Raw genomic sequence first — 15,671 nt, forward strand, 5'->3', positions numbered from 1 at the left:
TCAACGCGCGGGCGCGGATTCGATGGCGGGTGCGGGCGCTTGGTCGCTTATCTTCTGCTCCTGGCTTCCTTCACCGCTTGCAGGGTCTGCCGCAGGAGGGGCAGGGGCAGGGGCTTGATCAGCAAGGTATTCATGCCCGCGGCCATCGCGCGCCGCAGTTCATCCGGAAAGGCGTTGGCCGTGACGCCGAATATGGGCTTCTCGTAGCCGCGTTCCCGCAGCCTGCGGGTGAACTCATAGCCGTTGAGCAGCGGCATGCTCAGGTCGGTCAGCACCGCGTCGAAACTCATCAGGCCGGGCATGGCCAGGGCCTCGTGGCCATTTTCCGCCAGCGCGACCGTACAGCCCAGATGCTCGAGCTGTTCGCGCAGAATCAGCTGGTTGATGGGATGGTCTTCGGCAACCAGGATGCGCAGCGCCAGCCGCTCTGGCGCTGCCCTGGGCCGGAAGGGCGCGGCCAGGGCAGCGCCGCCGCGCGCCAGTTGCACCGCGTGGGCGATGCTTGCCAGGTCGTAGGCATTGGCGAACCAATGCTGGCGGGTGTTGTCGATGCGGGGCCGCAGGCCCGGAGGATGGACGATGACCCGGGGCCCGTTCCAGCGGGCGGTTGCGTGGGCAGGTGGCCAGGCCTGCAGCAGGACCACGGGCCGATCCATGGGCGAGCTGGCTGGCGCGGCGCCGCTGGACGGATACGGCAGCGTCATGGCTCCCCAGCGCTGGAGCCAGGCGCGCAGATTGGCGACGATCTCGGGTATGGCACCACTGACGTACACGGTGGTGTTGTCAAGGAGTACGGAAGGATTATCGGACGAGTCCGAAGCAAGCGGCAGACGGATGCCGAACGTGATGCTGGTGCCCAGGCCAGGCTCGCTGACGGCGTTGAGCTTGCCATCCATCATGTCGGACAGGCGCCGGCAGATGGACAGTCCCAGGCCGCTGCCGGGCGAATGCGCCCGGCTGTCGCCTTCCACCTGGTAGTAGGGTTCGAACAGGCGCTCTTGATGTTCCGGTGCGATGCCCGGGCCGGTGTCCGTGACCTGGAAACTGAGGTCGGCGCTGTCGGCACCGAGGCCGGCCAGTTTCAGGCGCAGCACGATTTGTCCGGAATCCGTGAATTTGATGGCGTTGCTGACCAGGTTGTCCAGGATCTGCCGGATGCGGGTGAGGTCGCCAATCACGGCGTCGGGCGTGTCGGGAGCGGCCACTGCGTAGCAGCGCAGGCCCCTGGCGTGCGCGCGGGCGGCGAAGCTGGCGGCGACGTCGTTCAGGAGTCTTGCGGGCGAGAAGGGCGCATGTTCCAGCACGGTGTGGCCGGCCTCGATGCGGGACAGATCCAGCGTGTCGTTGATGGTGCGCAGCAGCGTCGCGGAGGACTGCAGGACGGTCTCCAGGTATTCGGCCTGCTGGCCGCTGACAGGCGTCAATGCAAAAAGCTCCAGCGTTCCGAGGATGCCATAGAGTGGCGTGCGGATCTCGTGGCTGGTCGTGGTGAGGAAAACCGTCTTGGCCTGGTTGGCGGCGTCCGCGTCGCGCTTGGCCTGCAACAGCGAATGTTCGACTTTCTTCAGCGCGGAAATGTCGCTGATGCCGCAAAGCATCACGGCTTCCCCGCAATAGGTGGTGGACGCGAAGGTAAGGTAGGCGCTGCGGCCGTCCGTGAGTTCATGCTCCCGTCCTGCCTCGTCTCCAAGGCTGGAGAGGATCAGTTCGCGCCAGCCCGGCGCGCCCTTGATCCAGCGCCGCGCCATGTCGTTGGACAGCACCACCGCGCCGTCGGAGCGGCGCAGCAGGCAGAGCCCGACGGGCGCCACTTCGATCAGCTTGCGATTCAAGGCCACGGTATCCGTCAGGGCTTGGTACTGGCGCCCTGCAGGCAGGACCAGCCGCCGGCGGATATCGCGCATGAGCAGGACGACGGTGGCGCACAGCAGCAGCGCAAGCAAGCCGGCCATGCGCAGTGCAAACAGGTTTTCTTGCAGTACGCGCTGGATGGGCATGTAGTAGACCAGCCGCCAGCCGTCCTCGCCTACCGACTTGCTCAGCTCCAGGCGTTCCGGCAACCAGCCGTTTCCGCGCAGGCTGAAGGAGTCCGTTCCGATGGGGGGGCCGAAGGCGCCGTACGCGATGTTCGCGCCCGGCCCGTGCAGCATGGCCTGGCCCTTCTCGTCGAACAGGATGTAGCTGCCGCCGGTGGCGCGAGAGAGATCCACGGCGGCGTCCACGCCGCCGACTTCCAGTCCTATCCACCCGGCCCGCGGGTCGGATAGGTCGAGCGGGGTATAGAGGAAGAGCTGGCGCGCGGAGGCGTCCTTGGGCGCGTGCAGCCAGACGATGGGCGCCTGTCCGTCGGTCTGGTTGCGGGCGTCGACGGCGGCCAGTGCCTCGGCCAGCCAGCGCTGCGTCTTCGGGTCCATGGCCGGCGGCTCCGGCTGGCCGTGCGCGGTCTGGCGCAAGCTGCGGGCGTGGCGCGCCGAGCTGTAGACCAGGGCCGCCTCGGCCAGGGCGATATCGCGCAGGTCGCGCCGGGTCAGTATCAGGGCCCAGTCGAAGGTGCCTGGCTCTTCTTCCAGGGGCAAGACCTCGACCTGCCGGGTAGTGCCGAGGTGGACAGGGGTATCGCCGATGGGGACACCCTTGATGTTGCGCACCGCGGATGCGGAGATGGACCGCAGCAGGGTTTCGCGCCGGTCGAAGAACAGCTGCGCCTGGTAGGCCGCGGCATTCATCTGGCGGCGGTACGCGGACACGACGTTGTTGAAGGTCCAGAACAGATAGATGGAGATGCCTGCTGCGATGCAGGCGATCAGCGCCGCCGCAAGAAAATGCAGGAGCAGGGAGGCCGTGCGCGGCGCGGTCTGGGGTTCAGGGGCAAAGGCGCCAGGGTCGTCTACCAGCATTCGATGCATGGTAGGAGCGCGCACCCGCCGGGAGAATAAGAAGAATCTCAAAAACGCCGCGGATTCCGCGGCGGGGCATTGCGTGCGGCGGCCGGCCGTGCTTAGCCGACCGCGCCTAACCGGCCGTGCCTAACCGGCCGCGCCTAGCCGGCCGCTTCCGATTGCAGGCGGCCCAGGATGAAGCCGTCCACCGCGCTGGTGCGTCCTCGCCACAAAGTGGGCTGTCCGGCGATGGGCGTGCCGTCAGCCGTGAAGAACAGGGCATTCGCAAGATGGATGTAGTTCGGCAGCGGGTCGACCGGCTGGGGCAGCCGGAAAACATCGCCCAGCTCCGCGAGCGACGAGCGCACCGTCTTGCGGGTGTCCGAGTCCAGGGTATCGAGGGAACTCGTGAAATTGGTGGCGAAGCTGTCGAAGTACTCGGCGCCGGAGATGATCGACCCGGAGACGAGCATGCCGCCCATCTGCAACGTGACGCCGATGCTTTCGATCTGGCTGCCGTTGTTCACCAGGTTGACCAGAAATTGCAGGAAGGCGTCCGCGCTGGGGGCGGTGCCGGTGTTCTGGCCGAGGGTGGGGGCGATGCTCATGGAAGGGATCTCAGGTAGGTTCGCAAGAGCCACAAGATACTCGAACGGCGTGAAAAATACACAGCTTGCAATAGGGCGATAAAGGGCCGATTCGGGCGGCTGACCTTATCTTCCCGCCGCGCGCGGACGCGGTAACTTGGCAGCCTGAGGCTCAATCCCGCGCTGGCAGGCAACCCGCAGCGCACGGACGGCCGTGCGCCACGCGCCGAATTCTTTGAGGCATCTCCATGAGCATCGTAAATTCCCTGGGTATGGCGGCAGGTTCCGGACAGTCCGCAACGGCCTCCCGGTCCGGTTCGGACGACGGCGGTTTTCGCGCGGCGTTCGCCAGCGCGACCGAGCGCGGCCGCTCGGCCATGGCGGGCGGCGTATCGGGCGCTACGCAGGCAGCGCCTTCCCAGGCCGAGCAGGAATTCCTGGACTATGCCTCGATGTCCCTGGAGGACAAGATGTTCTACGCGGCCCTGGCCAGCCTGGGCATCTCCAAGCAGCAGTACGACGCGATGTCGGCGGCCGAACGCCTGGAAATCGCCGCGAAGGTCTCGCTCGTCATGCAGCAGTTGACCAAGGCCGAGAACACCCAGGAAGTGCTCTGAGGCGGCTACGGGCCGCCGGTATTGCGCGCCAGGCTGCGCGCCAGGCGGCCTTGCGCGCGCCGCAGGCGATCCGTCAGCTCGACGGGCGCCAGGACATCGAACTCCACATCCAGCGCCATCAGCCAGTACGTCAGCGCATCCAGCGAATGGTTGCCGCAACGCAGCAGGCAACGTGCGTCGTCCAGCGCTTCAAGCTGGCCAGCTGATGCCGGAATGCGCGGCGCCATGACGGCGCGCGGCGCATGCAGGATGACCCGGGCCTGCTCGGAATAGGGCGGCGGGCTCACCGAGCGCGCCACGAAGGCGCGCAGGTCTCCGCCTTCGGGCGAAGGACGGGGGGCGAAATGGCCGCCCACGCTGGGCGTGCCCGCAATGCGGTCGATGCGGAAGGTTCGCCAGTCGTCGCGCGCCGGATCCCAGGCCACCAGATACCAGCGATGTCCCGTATGCGCCACGCCCTGCGGCTCGACCAGCCGGGTGCTGGCCTGGCCGCGGCCGTCGGCGTAGTCGAAGCCGATGCGCAATTGATCGCGGCAGGCGGCGGCCAGGGTGGCGAGCACGGCGGCGTCCACGGTGGGGCCGCCGCGGTCCATGGGCACGATGGCCGAACGCAGCGCGTCGACCCGGCTGCGCAGCCGCGCAGGCATGACCTGTTCAAGTTTCACCAGCGCGCGCAGCGCGGTTTCCTCGATGCCGCCCACCGTGCCCGTGGCGGCCGTGCGCAGCGTGATCGCGACGGCCAGGGCTTCGTCGTCATCCAGCAGCAGAGGAGGCAGGGCCTGCCCCGCGCGGAAGGCATAGCCGCCCGCCACGCCGCTGCTGGCGTGGATGGGATAGCCCAGCTCGCGCAGCCGGTCGATGTCGCGGCGCAGGGTGCGGGGATGAATCGCCAGCGCCGCGGCCAGCTCCGGGCCCGCCCAATGGCGGCGGGTCTGCAGCAGTGAGAGCAGGCGCAGGAGGCGGTTGCTGGAGGTAAGCATGGCGGCACGATAGTGCGAATCGAGGGCGGAATCTGTCCGCAATGGATTCTACAGTGGGCCCAGTTGTCAGCGGCATGCGCCGCGACGCCTGTCCCCCCTTTTGAGAATCGGAGATTTGCCCATGTCCATCGTCCTGTATTGGCACCCCATGTCCAGCGCCTCGCCCGTCGCCAGCGCGCTGGCGGAACTGGGCGTGCCCCATGAACGCATCAAGGTGGACATCAAGGCGGGCGAACAACGCCGTCCCGAATTCCTGGCGTTGAACCCGAACGGCAAGGTCCCGACGCTGACCGTGGACGGAGCGCCGATGTTCGAGACGCTGGCGATCCAGCTCTGGCTGGGTGAGCACTTTGGCGTGGACCGCGGGCTGTGGCCCGCCGCCGACGCACCCGAGCGCCTGCTGGCGATGTCGTGGTGCGCGTGGGCCTACGTCAGCTATGGTGCGGCGGTATCGCGCCTGTACCTGGCCGCCCATGCCGACGCGCCGCGCCGCAACGCGATCCAGGCGCAGGCGGCCCTCGATGACCTGGATGCCCTGCTCGCCGTGCTGGACGGTCATCTTGCCGCGCGTGCATGGGTGCTTGGGCCGGACTACTCGTTGGCCGACCTGGTGGTCGGGTCGGTGATCGGTTACACCGCCTTCCTGGGCGCGCCGGTGGCATCGCATCCGCATGTGCAGGCCTGGCTGAGCCGGGTGCAGGCCAGGCCCGCCATGCAAGGCGACGTCTAAACTCCCTTCACACGTGCCAGGAGCCTGGCCCGGGATCGGCCGTTCAGCGCAGTGGAATCGCGACGGGGCGCAGAGGCGCCGCGTCGCCGCCGCGGATCTTCAGCGGGCCGCCGATGAAGGCGAATTCATAGACCTGGTCGCGGGACAGGCCGTCCAGCGCGATCAGCTCGATGATGGGCACGCCCTGCTGGGCCAGCAGGTAAGTGTGCAGCGGCACATAGTCGTCGGAGACCTCGGACGGGAAGGTCTCGAAGCTGAGGTTGTCGGCGCCCACGATCATCGCGCCGCCTTCTTCGACCAGGTAACGGGCCGCGTCCAGTCCCATACCTGGCGGATTGGCCATATAAGCCTTGGGATCGTCGTAGCGTTTCATGCGGCCGGTGCGGATCAGCACGATGTCGCCGCTTTGCAGGGTTGTCTTCTGGCGGGCCAGCGCGGCCTTGAGGTCCTGGCGCGTGATCCGGTATTGATCCGGCAGTTCGTCCACGCCCTTCAGCGCCGCGACGTCGATCATCACGCCGCGCGCAATCAGGGGCGGGAATTTCTCGATGCCCGTGCGCTTCCAGCCCCGGTCGCCCAGGTGTTCGTCGGCGGCAAATCCATTCCAGATCTTGCCGTGGATTCCAAAGTGGTTCAGCGCGTCGATGTGGGTGCCGGTATGGCTGTACATGGAGAACGCGGTGCCGGTGTAGCTGCGGACTGCGTTCATGTCCTGGCCGACGCCCATCGGATCGTCGACCTCGGTGCCGCGCGGCGTATGCGTCATCCAGAACTGATACTTCGGATCGCCGGCATCTTGCCAGCTGGGCATGCCCACGTAGTAGTCCGTGGCCAGGTCGTACACCTTGTCGCCCTTCACGCGCGACAGGATGGCCGCGCGGGATTCCGGCGTGATGAGGTTGAGGCGTCCGATCTCGTCATCCGGCCCCCAGGGGCTGATGCCGACCTGTTGCGCGGGGGCTTGCGCGGAGGCGGCGGCGCGCGGCGGCGTCCCGTGGGCTTGCGCGGCCAGGCTGCCTGCGCTCATGAGGATCAGGCCAAGCAGGCGATGGGAAAGGCGGGGTGTCTTGGAAAATTTCATCGTGGCGTTCATCGGTTGTCGATGGGTGCCAGATTACGGAGCAGAGGACGCCCGAGTAAGCCCTTCGCGGTGCGGACAGAATTCGCTGGCGGTCAAGAATCGGCCGGCATGGCGCCTGGCAGATGCTCGGCCAGGAAGTCGATGAAGGCGCGGACCTTGGGTTGCAGATGCCGGCTGGTGGGATAGACCGCGAAGACGTGGCGGTCGGGCGGGGTCAGCGGCGGAAGTACGCGTTCCAGTTGTCCGTTGGCGATGGCGGGACAGGCCAGGAACGACGGCAGCGTGCCGATTCCCAGGCCCGCAATCAGGAAATCGCGCAGCATCAGGCTGTTGTTGACTTGCGTATGCGCGCCTGCTGGCGGTGCGTAAGCCGGCGAGTCGGCGTCGTCGTCCAGGGCAAGGTCGGCGGTATGCGCCAGGCTGTAGGTCAGCATGCGATGGTGCTGCAGATCGCTGGCCGTTGCCGGACGGCCGCGCGCATCCAGGTAGGCCGGGGCGGCGCACAGCACTTGCGTCAGCGAGGCCAGGCGCCGGGCCACCAGCGTGGAATCGTCCAGCGTCGCGCGCAAACGGATGGAAACGTCAAAGCCATGGGACACCGCGTCGACCAGCCGATCTTCCATGGCCAGGTCCAGCGTCACCTCCGGATACTGCTTCAGGAATCGCGCCAGCAATGGCGACAGCACGCTCAGCGCGAACGACAGCGGCGCATTCACGCGCAAGCGTCCCTCGATGCGTTGCGATTGCTGCTTGACCGATTTCTCGATCGTGTCCAGTTCATCCAGCAGCCTGCAGCAATCGGCGTAATAGCCCAGCCCGACTTCGGTGAGGCTCATTTTGCGCGTGGTGCGCTGGATGAGCACGACGCCCAGGTGCGCTTCCAGTGCGCGCAATTGCTTGCTCAGGCCCGCGGATGACAGGCCCAGGTCTTCGGCGGCCCTGGCCAGGCCGCCAAGTTCGACGATGCGCCGGAAGGTGCGCATGGTATTGAAAGTGTCCATGTATCGGAGGCCCGCGGGTGCGGGCTCTGGCTGGCGGGGCTCCGATTCTGCCGCCAATTCGGGGAATCGCCAAATGCGCGATTCCCCGATGGCGGCCCGCGGGTCACCAGCCCCAGCAGGTGCCGGCCGCCGGCTTTCCGCAAGTACGGTAGTTGACGGCGAACCACAGCTTTCCCGCCCCGCGCGGGCTGGAATCGGAGGTCTTGACGTCGTTGCGGGGAAGTTCCTCCAGCGTGTCGCGCGCCTTCTTGATGGGCGTGCTGCTGGCGGCCTGGCGGCGGACCGGGACGGGAATTCAAGCACGTTATGCCCTGCGCACCAGCGATCGCAAGGAGATAATGACATCGCGGACCTCGGCCTGGACTGCCTCGGACAGGCCGGTGGTCTTGATGGCGTGTTCAAGCGCGTCGGAATCGCTGCCCGGCCCGGGAATCTGCAGAGACAGGAAGGCGCCCCGGATTCGGTGCAGGGTTTGCGCCGCTTCGGCGGCATCGCGCCGCTCCAGAGCGTGTTCCAGGGCGGCGAGGTCCAGGGTCAGGGCATCGATGAACAGCTGGCGATAGCGCAGGGGTATTGCGCCCAGCGCATCGGGCCCGGCGCCAGGAGGCTCCTGTTCCGGGATGGGACGTGGCGGCTTAGTCGTCATGGCGCATGGCCAGGCCTGTGGGGAAACTGTCGGGCATGGAGCGATGTTATGGGGCGCCGGGATCCCGTGATATAGGATCAGGCTGACATCGACGATCAATCAACAAAGGAGGCTGCTGACAATGGCAAGCAACATGTTTTGGCGGGTCTGTTTCGTGTTCGCCCTGACGGCCATCGGCGGGGGCGCCGTGGCGGACGACCGCGCCGTCCAATTGCTGGAAGCGTCGGGCAAGGGCGAGACTGCGCGCGTGCGCGAACTGCTGGCCCAGGGCGCGCCGCGCGAAGCGCGCGATGCGCAGGGCAACACGCCCTTGCTGCGCGCCACCCAGGGCAATCATGTGCAGGCCGCCGGCGTGCTGATCGAGGCGGGCGCCGACGTGAACGCGCAGAACCGCATGCAGGACAGCGCCTACCTGCTGGCGGGCGCGCAAGGCTATCGCGAGATCCTGGAACTGACGCTGCGCCATGGCGCCGACCTGAAAAGCACCAACCGCTACGGCGGCACCGCCCTGATTCCCGCCTGCGAGCGCGGCCATGTCGAGGTGGTGCGGACGCTGCTGCAAGCCGGGGTGGACCCCGACCACGTCAATCGGCTGGGGTGGACAGGGCTGCTGGAGGCCATCATTCTGAGCGATGGCGGGCCGCGCCATCAGGCCATCGTCGCGCTGCTGATAGAAGGCGGCGCCGATGTGAACCTGGCCGACGGCGACGGCCGGACTCCCCTGCAGCACGCGCGCCAGCGCAGGCAGACCGAGATCGTTCAGCTTCTGGAGCGCGCGCACGCCCGATGACGGGGCTTGCACGAGTAGAGGAGGGGCCGGCGCCGCATGGCGGGCCGGCCGCTGGCACGCTTAGAACTGGTGGCGGATGCCCACGCCCGCGGCGGTGCTCTTCAGGCCGTCGATGAACGCGTAGTCCGTGCCGTACGAACCGTAGGCGTACAGATTGGTGCGCTTGGACAGGTCGTAGGTGTAGCCCACGCTGTAGACGTTCATGTTGGCGTCTCCGCCCGTCAGCTTGTCGTTGGACGGAGCCACGTGCTGCCACGAGGCGAACAGGCTGCTCGCGCCGCCGACGGGCAGGGTCGCGCCCAGCATGTACGAGTTGGCCTTGAAGCCGTCGACGAAGCGGTTGGTGCCGAACTCATCGCTGAAGGGCGTGCCGGCGGGCAGGTCCTGGCCGACGAACCAGCCGTCGGTGGTGCGGCCGTAGGCGGCGGCGAGCTTGACGACTTCCAGGTCATACGACACGCCCAGCGCGTACTGGCGCGGCGTGGCGCCGTTGTCGATGGAGCTGCGGTTGGCGCCGTTCAACTGGTCGTAGGTCAGCGCCACGTTCAGCGGGCCTTGCACGTAGCGCAGGCCGGTGGTGATGCCGCGCGTGTTGTCGGCGGTGCGGAAACCGGTCTGATCCGCGTTGGTGTCGTCCGCGTTGAACGAGTAGCCCACGCCGAACTCGAAGCCGTTCACCGACGGGGTGCGGTACATGACCATGTTGTCCCAGCGCATGGTGTTGGCCGCGCTGAAACCCAGGCCCAGGTTGGATTGGGTGTAGCTGGTATAGAAGGGATCGATGTCGGCCAGGTAGTTCGAGCCTATCGTGGCCTGGCGGCCGAATTCCAGCGAACCCCACGCGTCGTTGGCCAGGCCGATCGTGGCTTGGCGGCCGAACAGGCGGTCCGACTGGCCGCGCTGGCCGTTGGCGGAATCAAACCCGCTTTCCAGCTTGAAGACGGCGCGCAGGCCGTCGCCCAGATCTTCGGATCCGCGCAGGCCCCAGCGGGAGCCGGCCTGGATGCCGTTGATCATGCCGAGCTTGCTACCGCTATATCCATCGCCCTTGATCTTGTTGTAGCCGAGGCCGGTGTCGATGACACCATAGAGAGTGACTGACGGTTCTGCCTGAGCAATGCCTGCGAAAGATGCCAGCATTGCGGCGGCGAGCAGCGTCTTTTTCATCCGGGGAACTCCTGGAGTGTGGGTTGGAAAAAACAAAGGGAACAGCACGCCAAGCATCATGCCTGGCGGTGTTCCCGGCCCACATTGTAGAGCACTCGGCGATATGTTCTGCCAATAGGCGGGAATTTCCGGCTATTTGCGTCGATTTTTCGCATGACGGAGGCTGCGAACCCGATCAGATCTTCCTGCGCCCGCGCTTTTCCTCGCGCACGAAGATCACCACGCCGACGATCACCATCAGGGCCAGCGCGTACCAGGTGATGGCATAGACCAGGTGGTTGTTCGGGAAGGTCAGCACCGTCAGGCCGCCAACGGGTTCGCGGGCGGGATCGCGTCCGGCGCTGGAGGCCGCGTCGGCGTCGATGAAGTAGGGCGCCACGTCCGTCAGGCCGCGAGCGGCCGCAATGGCCTGCAGATCGCGCGAATACCAGAGGTTGGACGCGGGATCGTTATTGCGCAGGAAGCCGCTGCCCGGCTCGCCCATGCGCAGCAGGCCCGTGACCCGGGCTTCGGCGGGGGGCTGGGCGGTGCTGGTCTGGCTCTTGCGCCATTCCGGCAGCACGAAGCCGCGGTTGACCAGCACCGTGCCGCCATCGGGCAATTGCAGGGGCGTCATGACCCAGTAGCCGCTGCCCAGTTCGGTGGCGGCCTGCACCAGCGTCTGGCGGTCGAACTGATACGTGCCGGAGGCGGCGACGTGGCGGTATTCGGCGTTGTCGGATGTCAGGCCGGGCCACTCGTTCCTGGCCGGGGCCGGCGTGGCGGGGGCGTGGGCGCGCTGGTCGACCTGGGCGATCAGCGCGCGCTTCCAGGCCAGCCGCTGCACCTGCCAGGTGCCCAGGGCGCACAGGCCCGCGAACACGGCGGCAGCAACCAGCCCCAGGATGACCAGGGTGGTTTTGCTGCGAGGATTGCGGGAGGTGTCGCGTGTAGAGATATCTTTTACTGCAGCCATCAGGGCATTTTCCGCATGTCGTGTGTGGACATGGGCATCATATTGGAGTTCAAGTGATACATGATCCAGATTGACCCGCTGAGCGTGATTACGACCAGCACCAGCGTGAATATTAACGCCAACATATTCCAGCCGCTTTCGGACTTGGTGTCCATGTGCAGGAAATAGATGATGTGGACGACGATCTGCACGACGGCGAAGGCGAGTATCACCAGCCCGGTGACGCGCGAACTGGCAAAGACACGGTCCATGACCAGCCAGAAGGGAATGGCCGTAAGAATGGCCGCCAGCACGAAGCCCGTCAGGTAGCTCTTGAGGGTGCCGTGGCCGGCGCCGTCGTCATCGTCGTGATGGTCGTCGTGGCCGTGATGGCCGCCGTGGCCGTGTTCGGCCAGGTTATCCATGTGCGCGGTCATGGCAGCACTCCCATCAGGTAGACGAAGGTGAACACGCCGACCCAGATCAGGTCCAGGAAGTGCCAGAACATGGACAGGCACATCAGGCGGCGGCGGTTGTCGGGAATCAGGCCATGCATCCGCAGCTGGATCATCAGCGTCACCAGCCAGACGATGCCGAAGGTGACATGCAGGCCGTGGGTGCCGACCAGCGCGAAGAAGGCCGTCAGGAAGGCGCTGCGCTGCGGCCCCGCGCCCTGGTGGATGAAATGCGCGAACTCGTACAGTTCCAGCGACAGGAAGCCCAGGCCGAAGATGCCCGTCACGGCAAGCCACATCTGCGTGGCGCCGATGCGGTTGCGCCGCATCTCCAGCATGGCGAAGCCGTAGGTGATCGACGACACCAGCAGCAGCGCGGTGTTCACCGCCACCAGCGGCAGGTCGAAGAGGTCGGCGCCGGACGGCCCCCCCGCGAAGTTGCGGCCCAGCACGCCATAGGCCGCGAACAGGCAGGCGAAGATGAGGCAGTCGCTCATCAGGTAGATCCAGAACCCGAGCAGGGTGCCGTTCTTGGGATGGTGTTCGCCCGGAACGTAGAACACGGGTTCCGGGGGCGGCGTCGCGCCGGAGAGAGGGGGGGCCAGGGTATCAGACATGTTTCGCTAGCAACCTTGTGCGGGCGTCTTCCGTGGTCACGACCTCGTCGGCCGGCACGTAGTAGTCGCGCTTGTAGTTGAAGGTATGAATGATCGACACCAGGATCAACGCCGCGAACGACAGCACGGCCAGTGGCCACATGTGCCAGATCAGCGCAAAACCCATCACCACGCTGATCGCCGCCAGCACGATGCCGGCCCAGGTGTTCTTGGGCATGTGGATCGGAATGAAGCCCAGGCGGGGCCGTTCATAGCCGTGCTGCTTCATCTGCCACCATGCGTCCAGGTCATGCACCCGCGGCGTGAACGCGAAGTTGTAGTTGGGCGGGGGCGAGGACGTGGACCATTCCAGCGTGCGGCCGTCCCAGGGGTCGCCCGTGTTGTCGCGCAGCTGGTCGCGGCGGCGGTAGCTGACCACCAGCTGGATGATGAAGCTGGCGATGCCGCAGGCGATCAGCAGCGCGCCGAAGGCCGCCACCTGGAACCAGATCTGCAGGGACATGTCCTCGAAGTGGTTCACGCGGCGCGTGACGCCCATCAGCCCCAGCACATACAGCGGCATGAAGGCCACGTAGAAGCCCACCAGCCAGAACCAGAACGAGCACTTGCCCCAGAACGGGTCCAGCTTGTAGCCGAAGGCCTTGGGGAACCAGTAGGTGATGCCGGCCATCAGCCCGAACAGCACGCCGCCGATGATCACGTTATGGAAGTGCGCGATCAGGAACAGGCTGTTGTGCAGCGCGAAGTCCGCGGGCGGCACGGCCAGCAGCACGCCCGTCATGCCGCCGATCACGAAGGTCACCATGAAGCCCAGCGTCCACAGCATGGGGACTTCGAAGCGGATGCGCCCGCGGTACATGGTGAACAGCCAGTTGAAGATCTTGGCGCCCGTCGGGATGGAGATGATCATCGTCGTGATCCCGAAGAACGAGTTCACGCTGGCGCCGGACCCCATGGTGAAGAAATGATGCAGCCAGACCAGGTAGGACAGCACCGTGATCACGACGGTGGCATACACCATGGACGCGTAGCCGAACAGGCGCTTGCGGCAGAAGGTGGACACCACTTCGGAGAAGATGCCGAAGGCCGGCAGGATCAGGATGTAGACCTCGGGGTGGCCCCAGATCCAGATCAGGTTCACGTACATCATGGCGTTGCCGCCAAAGTCCGCGGTGAAGAAGTTGGTGCCCAGATAGCGGTCCAGCGATAGCATCGCCAGCACCGCGGTCAGGACCGGGAAGGCGGCGACGATCAGCACGTTGGTGCACAGCGCGGTCCAGGTGAAGATGGGCATGCGCATCATGGTCATGCCGGGCGCGCGCATCTTCACGATGGTGACCAGCAGGTTGACGCCGGATAGCAGGGTTCCCACCCCCGCTATCTGCAAGGCCCATATGTAGTAGTCGACGCCCACGTCCGGACTCTGCGCGATGCCCGATAAAGGTGGATATGCCAGCCAGCCGGTGCGCGCGAACTCGCCCACGAAGAGCGACATCATCACCAGGATGACGCCGCCCGTCGTCATCCAGAAGCTGAAGTTGTTGAGGAACGGAAAGGCGACATCGCGCGCGCCGATCTGCAGCGGGACGATGTAGTTCATCAGCCCCGTGACCAGCGGCATGGCCACGAAGAAGATCATGATCACGCCGTGCGCGGTGAAGATCTGGTCGTAGTGGTGCGGCGGCAGGTAGCCGGCGGAGTCGCCGAAAGCCACGGCCTGCTGCAAGCGCATCATGATGGCGTCGGCGAAGCCGCGCAGCAGCATCACGATGCCCAGGATCACATACATGATGCCGATCTTCTTGTGGTCGATGCTGGTGAACCATTCGTGCCACAGATAGCCCCACTTCTTGTAGTAGGTGATGGAACCCAGCACCACGATGCCGCCGGCCGCCACCATGAAGAAGGTGATCAGCAGGATAGGCTCGTGCAGTGGAATGGCGTCCCAGGTCAGACGACCGAAGATCAGCTTGGTGAGGTCTGGTTGATCAGGCATCTCGATTCCAGCATAAAGACCACGGTTTCATGAGGCCCCCGCGTCATCCGGCGCGGACGGTCGCGGGCGGGCCGCTACAGCACCAGCCCTTCAGTGGACGTGCACATGGCGCCCACGTACTTGCGCGGCGGCGTTCCTGTCAGCCCCAGGCGCTCGCGCGTCTGCGGATCCATGGTGGTGACGTTGCGGGCGCCAGGAATGCCCATGCCGCCTTGGGCGTCGATGGCCATCGCGTCCCGCATGCACATGCGGTTGGGCTCCACGCAGCGGTTCACGATGGCGTCGAACAGGCCGGCCGCGACGGAGGCGTAGCGCTGCACCGGGTTGCGCTCGCTGGGCTGCTCAAGCTTCAGATAGGTGTCGCGTCCGAGCGCGGCGGTGGACTTGCGGGCTTCGGCTACCCAGTTGTCAAAGCCCTGCTGGTCCAGGCCGTGGAACTTGAAGCGCATGCCGGAAAAGCCGGAGCCGCTGTAGTTGGCGGACAGGCCTTCGTATTCGCCGGGATGGTTGATCACCGCGTGCAGCGTGGTCTGCATGCCGGGCATGGCGTAGATCTGGCCGGCCAGCGCGGGCACGAAGAAGGAGTTCATCACCGTCGACGAGGTGATCTTGAACTGGATGGGACGGTCCACGGGAGCGGCCATCTCGTTCACGACCGCGATGCCTTGCTCGGGATACAGAAACAGCCATTTCCAGTCGAGCGCCACCACTTCAACCACCAGCGGTTTGGTGCCGGCCGGCACCTCGCGGCCTTCGGACAGGCGCGCAAGCGGGCGGTAGGGGTCGAGCTGGTGGGTGCTGACCCAGGTCAGCGCGCCCAGCGCGATGATGATCAGGAGAGGGGCGGCCCAGATCAGGAGCTCCAGCATGGTGGAGTGGTTCCAGTCGGGATCGTAGTGCGCTTCCTTGTTGCTGGCGCGATAGCGCCATGCGAACAGCAGCGTGAGGATGATCACCGGCACGATGATGATGAGCATCAAGCCGGTGGAAATGATGATCAGGTTGCGCTGCTGCAGGGCCACGTCGCCCGAGGGCGAGAGCAGGACCGCATTGCATCCGGCGAGCAATGGCAGGGCGGCAAACAGGATCAATCCGCGGAGCCTTGGGAAGGACGGCATGGCCATACCCCGAAACGTAACCGTGGGAAGTAAACGCAACACTACGCTGGAAGCCGCGAAAAATCTAGGGTAA

General features: G+C 65.9%; 15 protein-coding genes and 1 pseudogene. 3 read left to right on the plus strand and 13 right to left on the minus strand.

Going from position 1 to position 15,671, the window contains the following annotated elements:
• Positions 1-47: 47 nt before the first annotated feature.
• Together HLG70_RS27050 and gvpU are read right to left on the minus strand one after the other, a co-directional pair.
• Positions 48-2,897, minus strand: a complete 2,850-nt coding sequence (locus HLG70_RS27050) for an ATP-binding protein (RefSeq protein WP_171665038.1) — start codon at positions 2,895-2,897, stop codon at positions 48-50.
• A 143-nt stretch (positions 2,898-3,040) separates the two neighbouring features.
• The gene (gvpU, locus tag HLG70_RS27055) at positions 3,041-3,487 is read right to left on the minus strand and encodes a gas vesicle accessory protein GvpU (RefSeq protein ID WP_171665039.1); all 447 of its coding nucleotides are present in this window, start codon (positions 3,485-3,487) and stop codon (positions 3,041-3,043) included.
• A gap of 227 nt (positions 3,488-3,714) precedes the next feature.
• Between gvpU and HLG70_RS27060 the strand changes: the two genes are divergently transcribed.
• On the plus strand, positions 3,715-4,083 hold the full coding sequence (locus HLG70_RS27060; RefSeq protein ID WP_171665040.1) for a hypothetical protein: 369 nt from the start codon (positions 3,715-3,717) through the stop codon (positions 4,081-4,083).
• Between the two features lie 5 nt (positions 4,084-4,088).
• On the opposite strand, the gene HLG70_RS27065 is transcribed toward HLG70_RS27060, so the two are convergent.
• On the minus strand, positions 4,089-5,063 hold the full coding sequence (locus tag HLG70_RS27065) for a helix-turn-helix transcriptional regulator (protein WP_171665041.1): 975 nt from the start codon (positions 5,061-5,063) through the stop codon (positions 4,089-4,091).
• Between the two features lie 121 nt (positions 5,064-5,184).
• Here HLG70_RS27065 and HLG70_RS27070 point away from each other — a divergent pair, with 121 nt between their 5' ends.
• Positions 5,185-5,793: a glutathione S-transferase family protein gene (locus HLG70_RS27070; protein ID WP_171665042.1), complete on the plus strand. Its 609-nt coding sequence runs from the start codon at positions 5,185-5,187 to the stop codon at positions 5,791-5,793.
• A 43-nt stretch (positions 5,794-5,836) separates the two neighbouring features.
• Here the strand turns inward: HLG70_RS27070 and HLG70_RS27075 are convergent, their stop codons facing one another.
• The 4 genes and pseudogenes from HLG70_RS27075 to HLG70_RS27085 all read right to left on the minus strand — a co-directional run bounded on the left by HLG70_RS27075 (position 5,837) and on the right by HLG70_RS27085 (position 8,521).
• Positions 5,837-6,874: a cyclase family protein gene (locus HLG70_RS27075; RefSeq protein WP_171665043.1), complete on the minus strand. Its 1,038-nt coding sequence runs from the start codon at positions 6,872-6,874 to the stop codon at positions 5,837-5,839.
• 92 nt (positions 6,875-6,966) lie between these two features.
• Positions 6,967-7,875 (minus strand): LysR family transcriptional regulator, encoded by a 909-nt coding sequence (locus tag HLG70_RS27080; protein ID WP_171665044.1) that lies wholly within the window; start codon positions 7,873-7,875, stop codon positions 6,967-6,969.
• A gap of 103 nt (positions 7,876-7,978) precedes the next feature.
• Positions 7,979-8,146: pseudogene (locus tag HLG70_RS29605) on the minus strand (ParB/Srx family N-terminal domain-containing protein); the annotation flags it as partial.
• A gap of 33 nt (positions 8,147-8,179) precedes the next feature.
• Positions 8,180-8,521: an Hpt domain-containing protein gene (locus HLG70_RS27085; protein WP_171665045.1), complete on the minus strand. Its 342-nt coding sequence runs from the start codon at positions 8,519-8,521 to the stop codon at positions 8,180-8,182.
• A 121-nt stretch (positions 8,522-8,642) separates the two neighbouring features.
• Between HLG70_RS27085 and HLG70_RS27090 the strand changes: the two genes are divergently transcribed.
• Positions 8,643-9,311, plus strand: coding sequence for an ankyrin repeat domain-containing protein (locus HLG70_RS27090; protein ID WP_171665046.1), 669 nt, complete (start codon positions 8,643-8,645; stop codon positions 9,309-9,311).
• Between the two features lie 60 nt (positions 9,312-9,371).
• Here the strand turns inward: HLG70_RS27090 and HLG70_RS27095 are convergent, their stop codons facing one another.
• From HLG70_RS27095 to cyoA, 6 genes are all read right to left on the minus strand, one after another.
• Entirely contained in the window at positions 9,372-10,478 is a 1,107-nt protein-coding gene (locus HLG70_RS27095) for a porin (RefSeq protein ID WP_171665047.1), read from the minus strand.
• A 175-nt stretch (positions 10,479-10,653) separates the two neighbouring features.
• Entirely contained in the window at positions 10,654-11,433 is a 780-nt protein-coding gene (locus tag HLG70_RS27100; protein ID WP_171665048.1) for an SURF1 family protein, read from the minus strand.
• Positions 11,433-11,849: a cytochrome o ubiquinol oxidase subunit IV gene (gene cyoD / locus HLG70_RS27105; protein ID WP_419144782.1), complete on the minus strand. Its 417-nt coding sequence runs from the start codon at positions 11,847-11,849 to the stop codon at positions 11,433-11,435. Before cyoD ends, HLG70_RS27100 begins: the two co-directional genes overlap by 1 nt.
• Positions 11,846-12,484: a cytochrome o ubiquinol oxidase subunit III gene (cyoC, locus tag HLG70_RS27110; protein ID WP_171665049.1), complete on the minus strand. Its 639-nt coding sequence runs from the start codon at positions 12,482-12,484 to the stop codon at positions 11,846-11,848. Before cyoC ends, cyoD begins: the two co-directional genes overlap by 4 nt.
• Positions 12,477-14,480: a cytochrome o ubiquinol oxidase subunit I gene (gene cyoB, locus HLG70_RS27115; protein ID WP_171665050.1), complete on the minus strand. Its 2,004-nt coding sequence runs from the start codon at positions 14,478-14,480 to the stop codon at positions 12,477-12,479. The genes cyoC and cyoB overlap by 8 nt, the downstream gene beginning before the upstream one ends.
• Positions 14,481-14,554: 74 nt before the next feature.
• A complete protein-coding gene (gene cyoA, locus HLG70_RS27120) occupies positions 14,555-15,598 on the minus strand; it encodes a ubiquinol oxidase subunit II (RefSeq protein ID WP_171665051.1) in 1,044 nt (347 codons plus the stop codon).
• Positions 15,599-15,671 lie beyond the last annotated feature (73 nt).

This window comes from Achromobacter deleyi, assembly GCF_013116765.2.
GTDB classification, from domain to species: domain Bacteria; phylum Pseudomonadota; class Gammaproteobacteria; order Burkholderiales; family Burkholderiaceae_B; genus Achromobacter; species Achromobacter deleyi_A.

Coding starts and splice junctions, on each gene's coding strand:
- HLG70_RS27050 (WP_171665038.1), bottom strand. CDS start 2,897: ATGCTGGTAGACGACCCTGGCGCCTTTGCCCCTGAACCCCAGACCGCG.
- gvpU (WP_171665039.1), bottom strand. CDS start 3,487: ATGAGCATCGCCCCCACCCTCGGCCAGAACACCGGCACCGCCCCCAGC.
- HLG70_RS27060 (WP_171665040.1), top strand. CDS start 3,715: ATGAGCATCGTAAATTCCCTGGGTATGGCGGCAGGTTCCGGACAGTCC.
- HLG70_RS27065 (WP_171665041.1), bottom strand. CDS start 5,063: ATGCTTACCTCCAGCAACCGCCTCCTGCGCCTGCTCTCACTGCTGCAG.
- HLG70_RS27070 (WP_171665042.1), top strand. CDS start 5,185: ATGTCCATCGTCCTGTATTGGCACCCCATGTCCAGCGCCTCGCCCGTC.
- HLG70_RS27075 (WP_171665043.1), bottom strand. CDS start 6,874: ATGAAATTTTCCAAGACACCCCGCCTTTCCCATCGCCTGCTTGGCCTG.
- HLG70_RS27080 (WP_171665044.1), bottom strand. CDS start 7,875: ATGGACACTTTCAATACCATGCGCACCTTCCGGCGCATCGTCGAACTT.
- HLG70_RS27085 (WP_171665045.1), bottom strand. CDS start 8,521: ATGACGACTAAGCCGCCACGTCCCATCCCGGAACAGGAGCCTCCTGGC.
- HLG70_RS27090 (WP_171665046.1), top strand. CDS start 8,643: ATGGCAAGCAACATGTTTTGGCGGGTCTGTTTCGTGTTCGCCCTGACG.
- HLG70_RS27095 (WP_171665047.1), bottom strand. CDS start 10,478: ATGAAAAAGACGCTGCTCGCCGCCGCAATGCTGGCATCTTTCGCAGGC.
- HLG70_RS27100 (WP_171665048.1), bottom strand. CDS start 11,433: ATGGCTGCAGTAAAAGATATCTCTACACGCGACACCTCCCGCAATCCT.
- cyoD (WP_419144782.1), bottom strand. CDS start 11,849: ATGACCGCGCACATGGATAACCTGGCCGAACACGGCCACGGCGGCCAT.
- cyoC (WP_171665049.1), bottom strand. CDS start 12,484: ATGTCTGATACCCTGGCCCCCCCTCTCTCCGGCGCGACGCCGCCCCCG.
- cyoB (WP_171665050.1), bottom strand. CDS start 14,480: ATGCCTGATCAACCAGACCTCACCAAGCTGATCTTCGGTCGTCTGACC.
- cyoA (WP_171665051.1), bottom strand. CDS start 15,598: ATGCCGTCCTTCCCAAGGCTCCGCGGATTGATCCTGTTTGCCGCCCTG.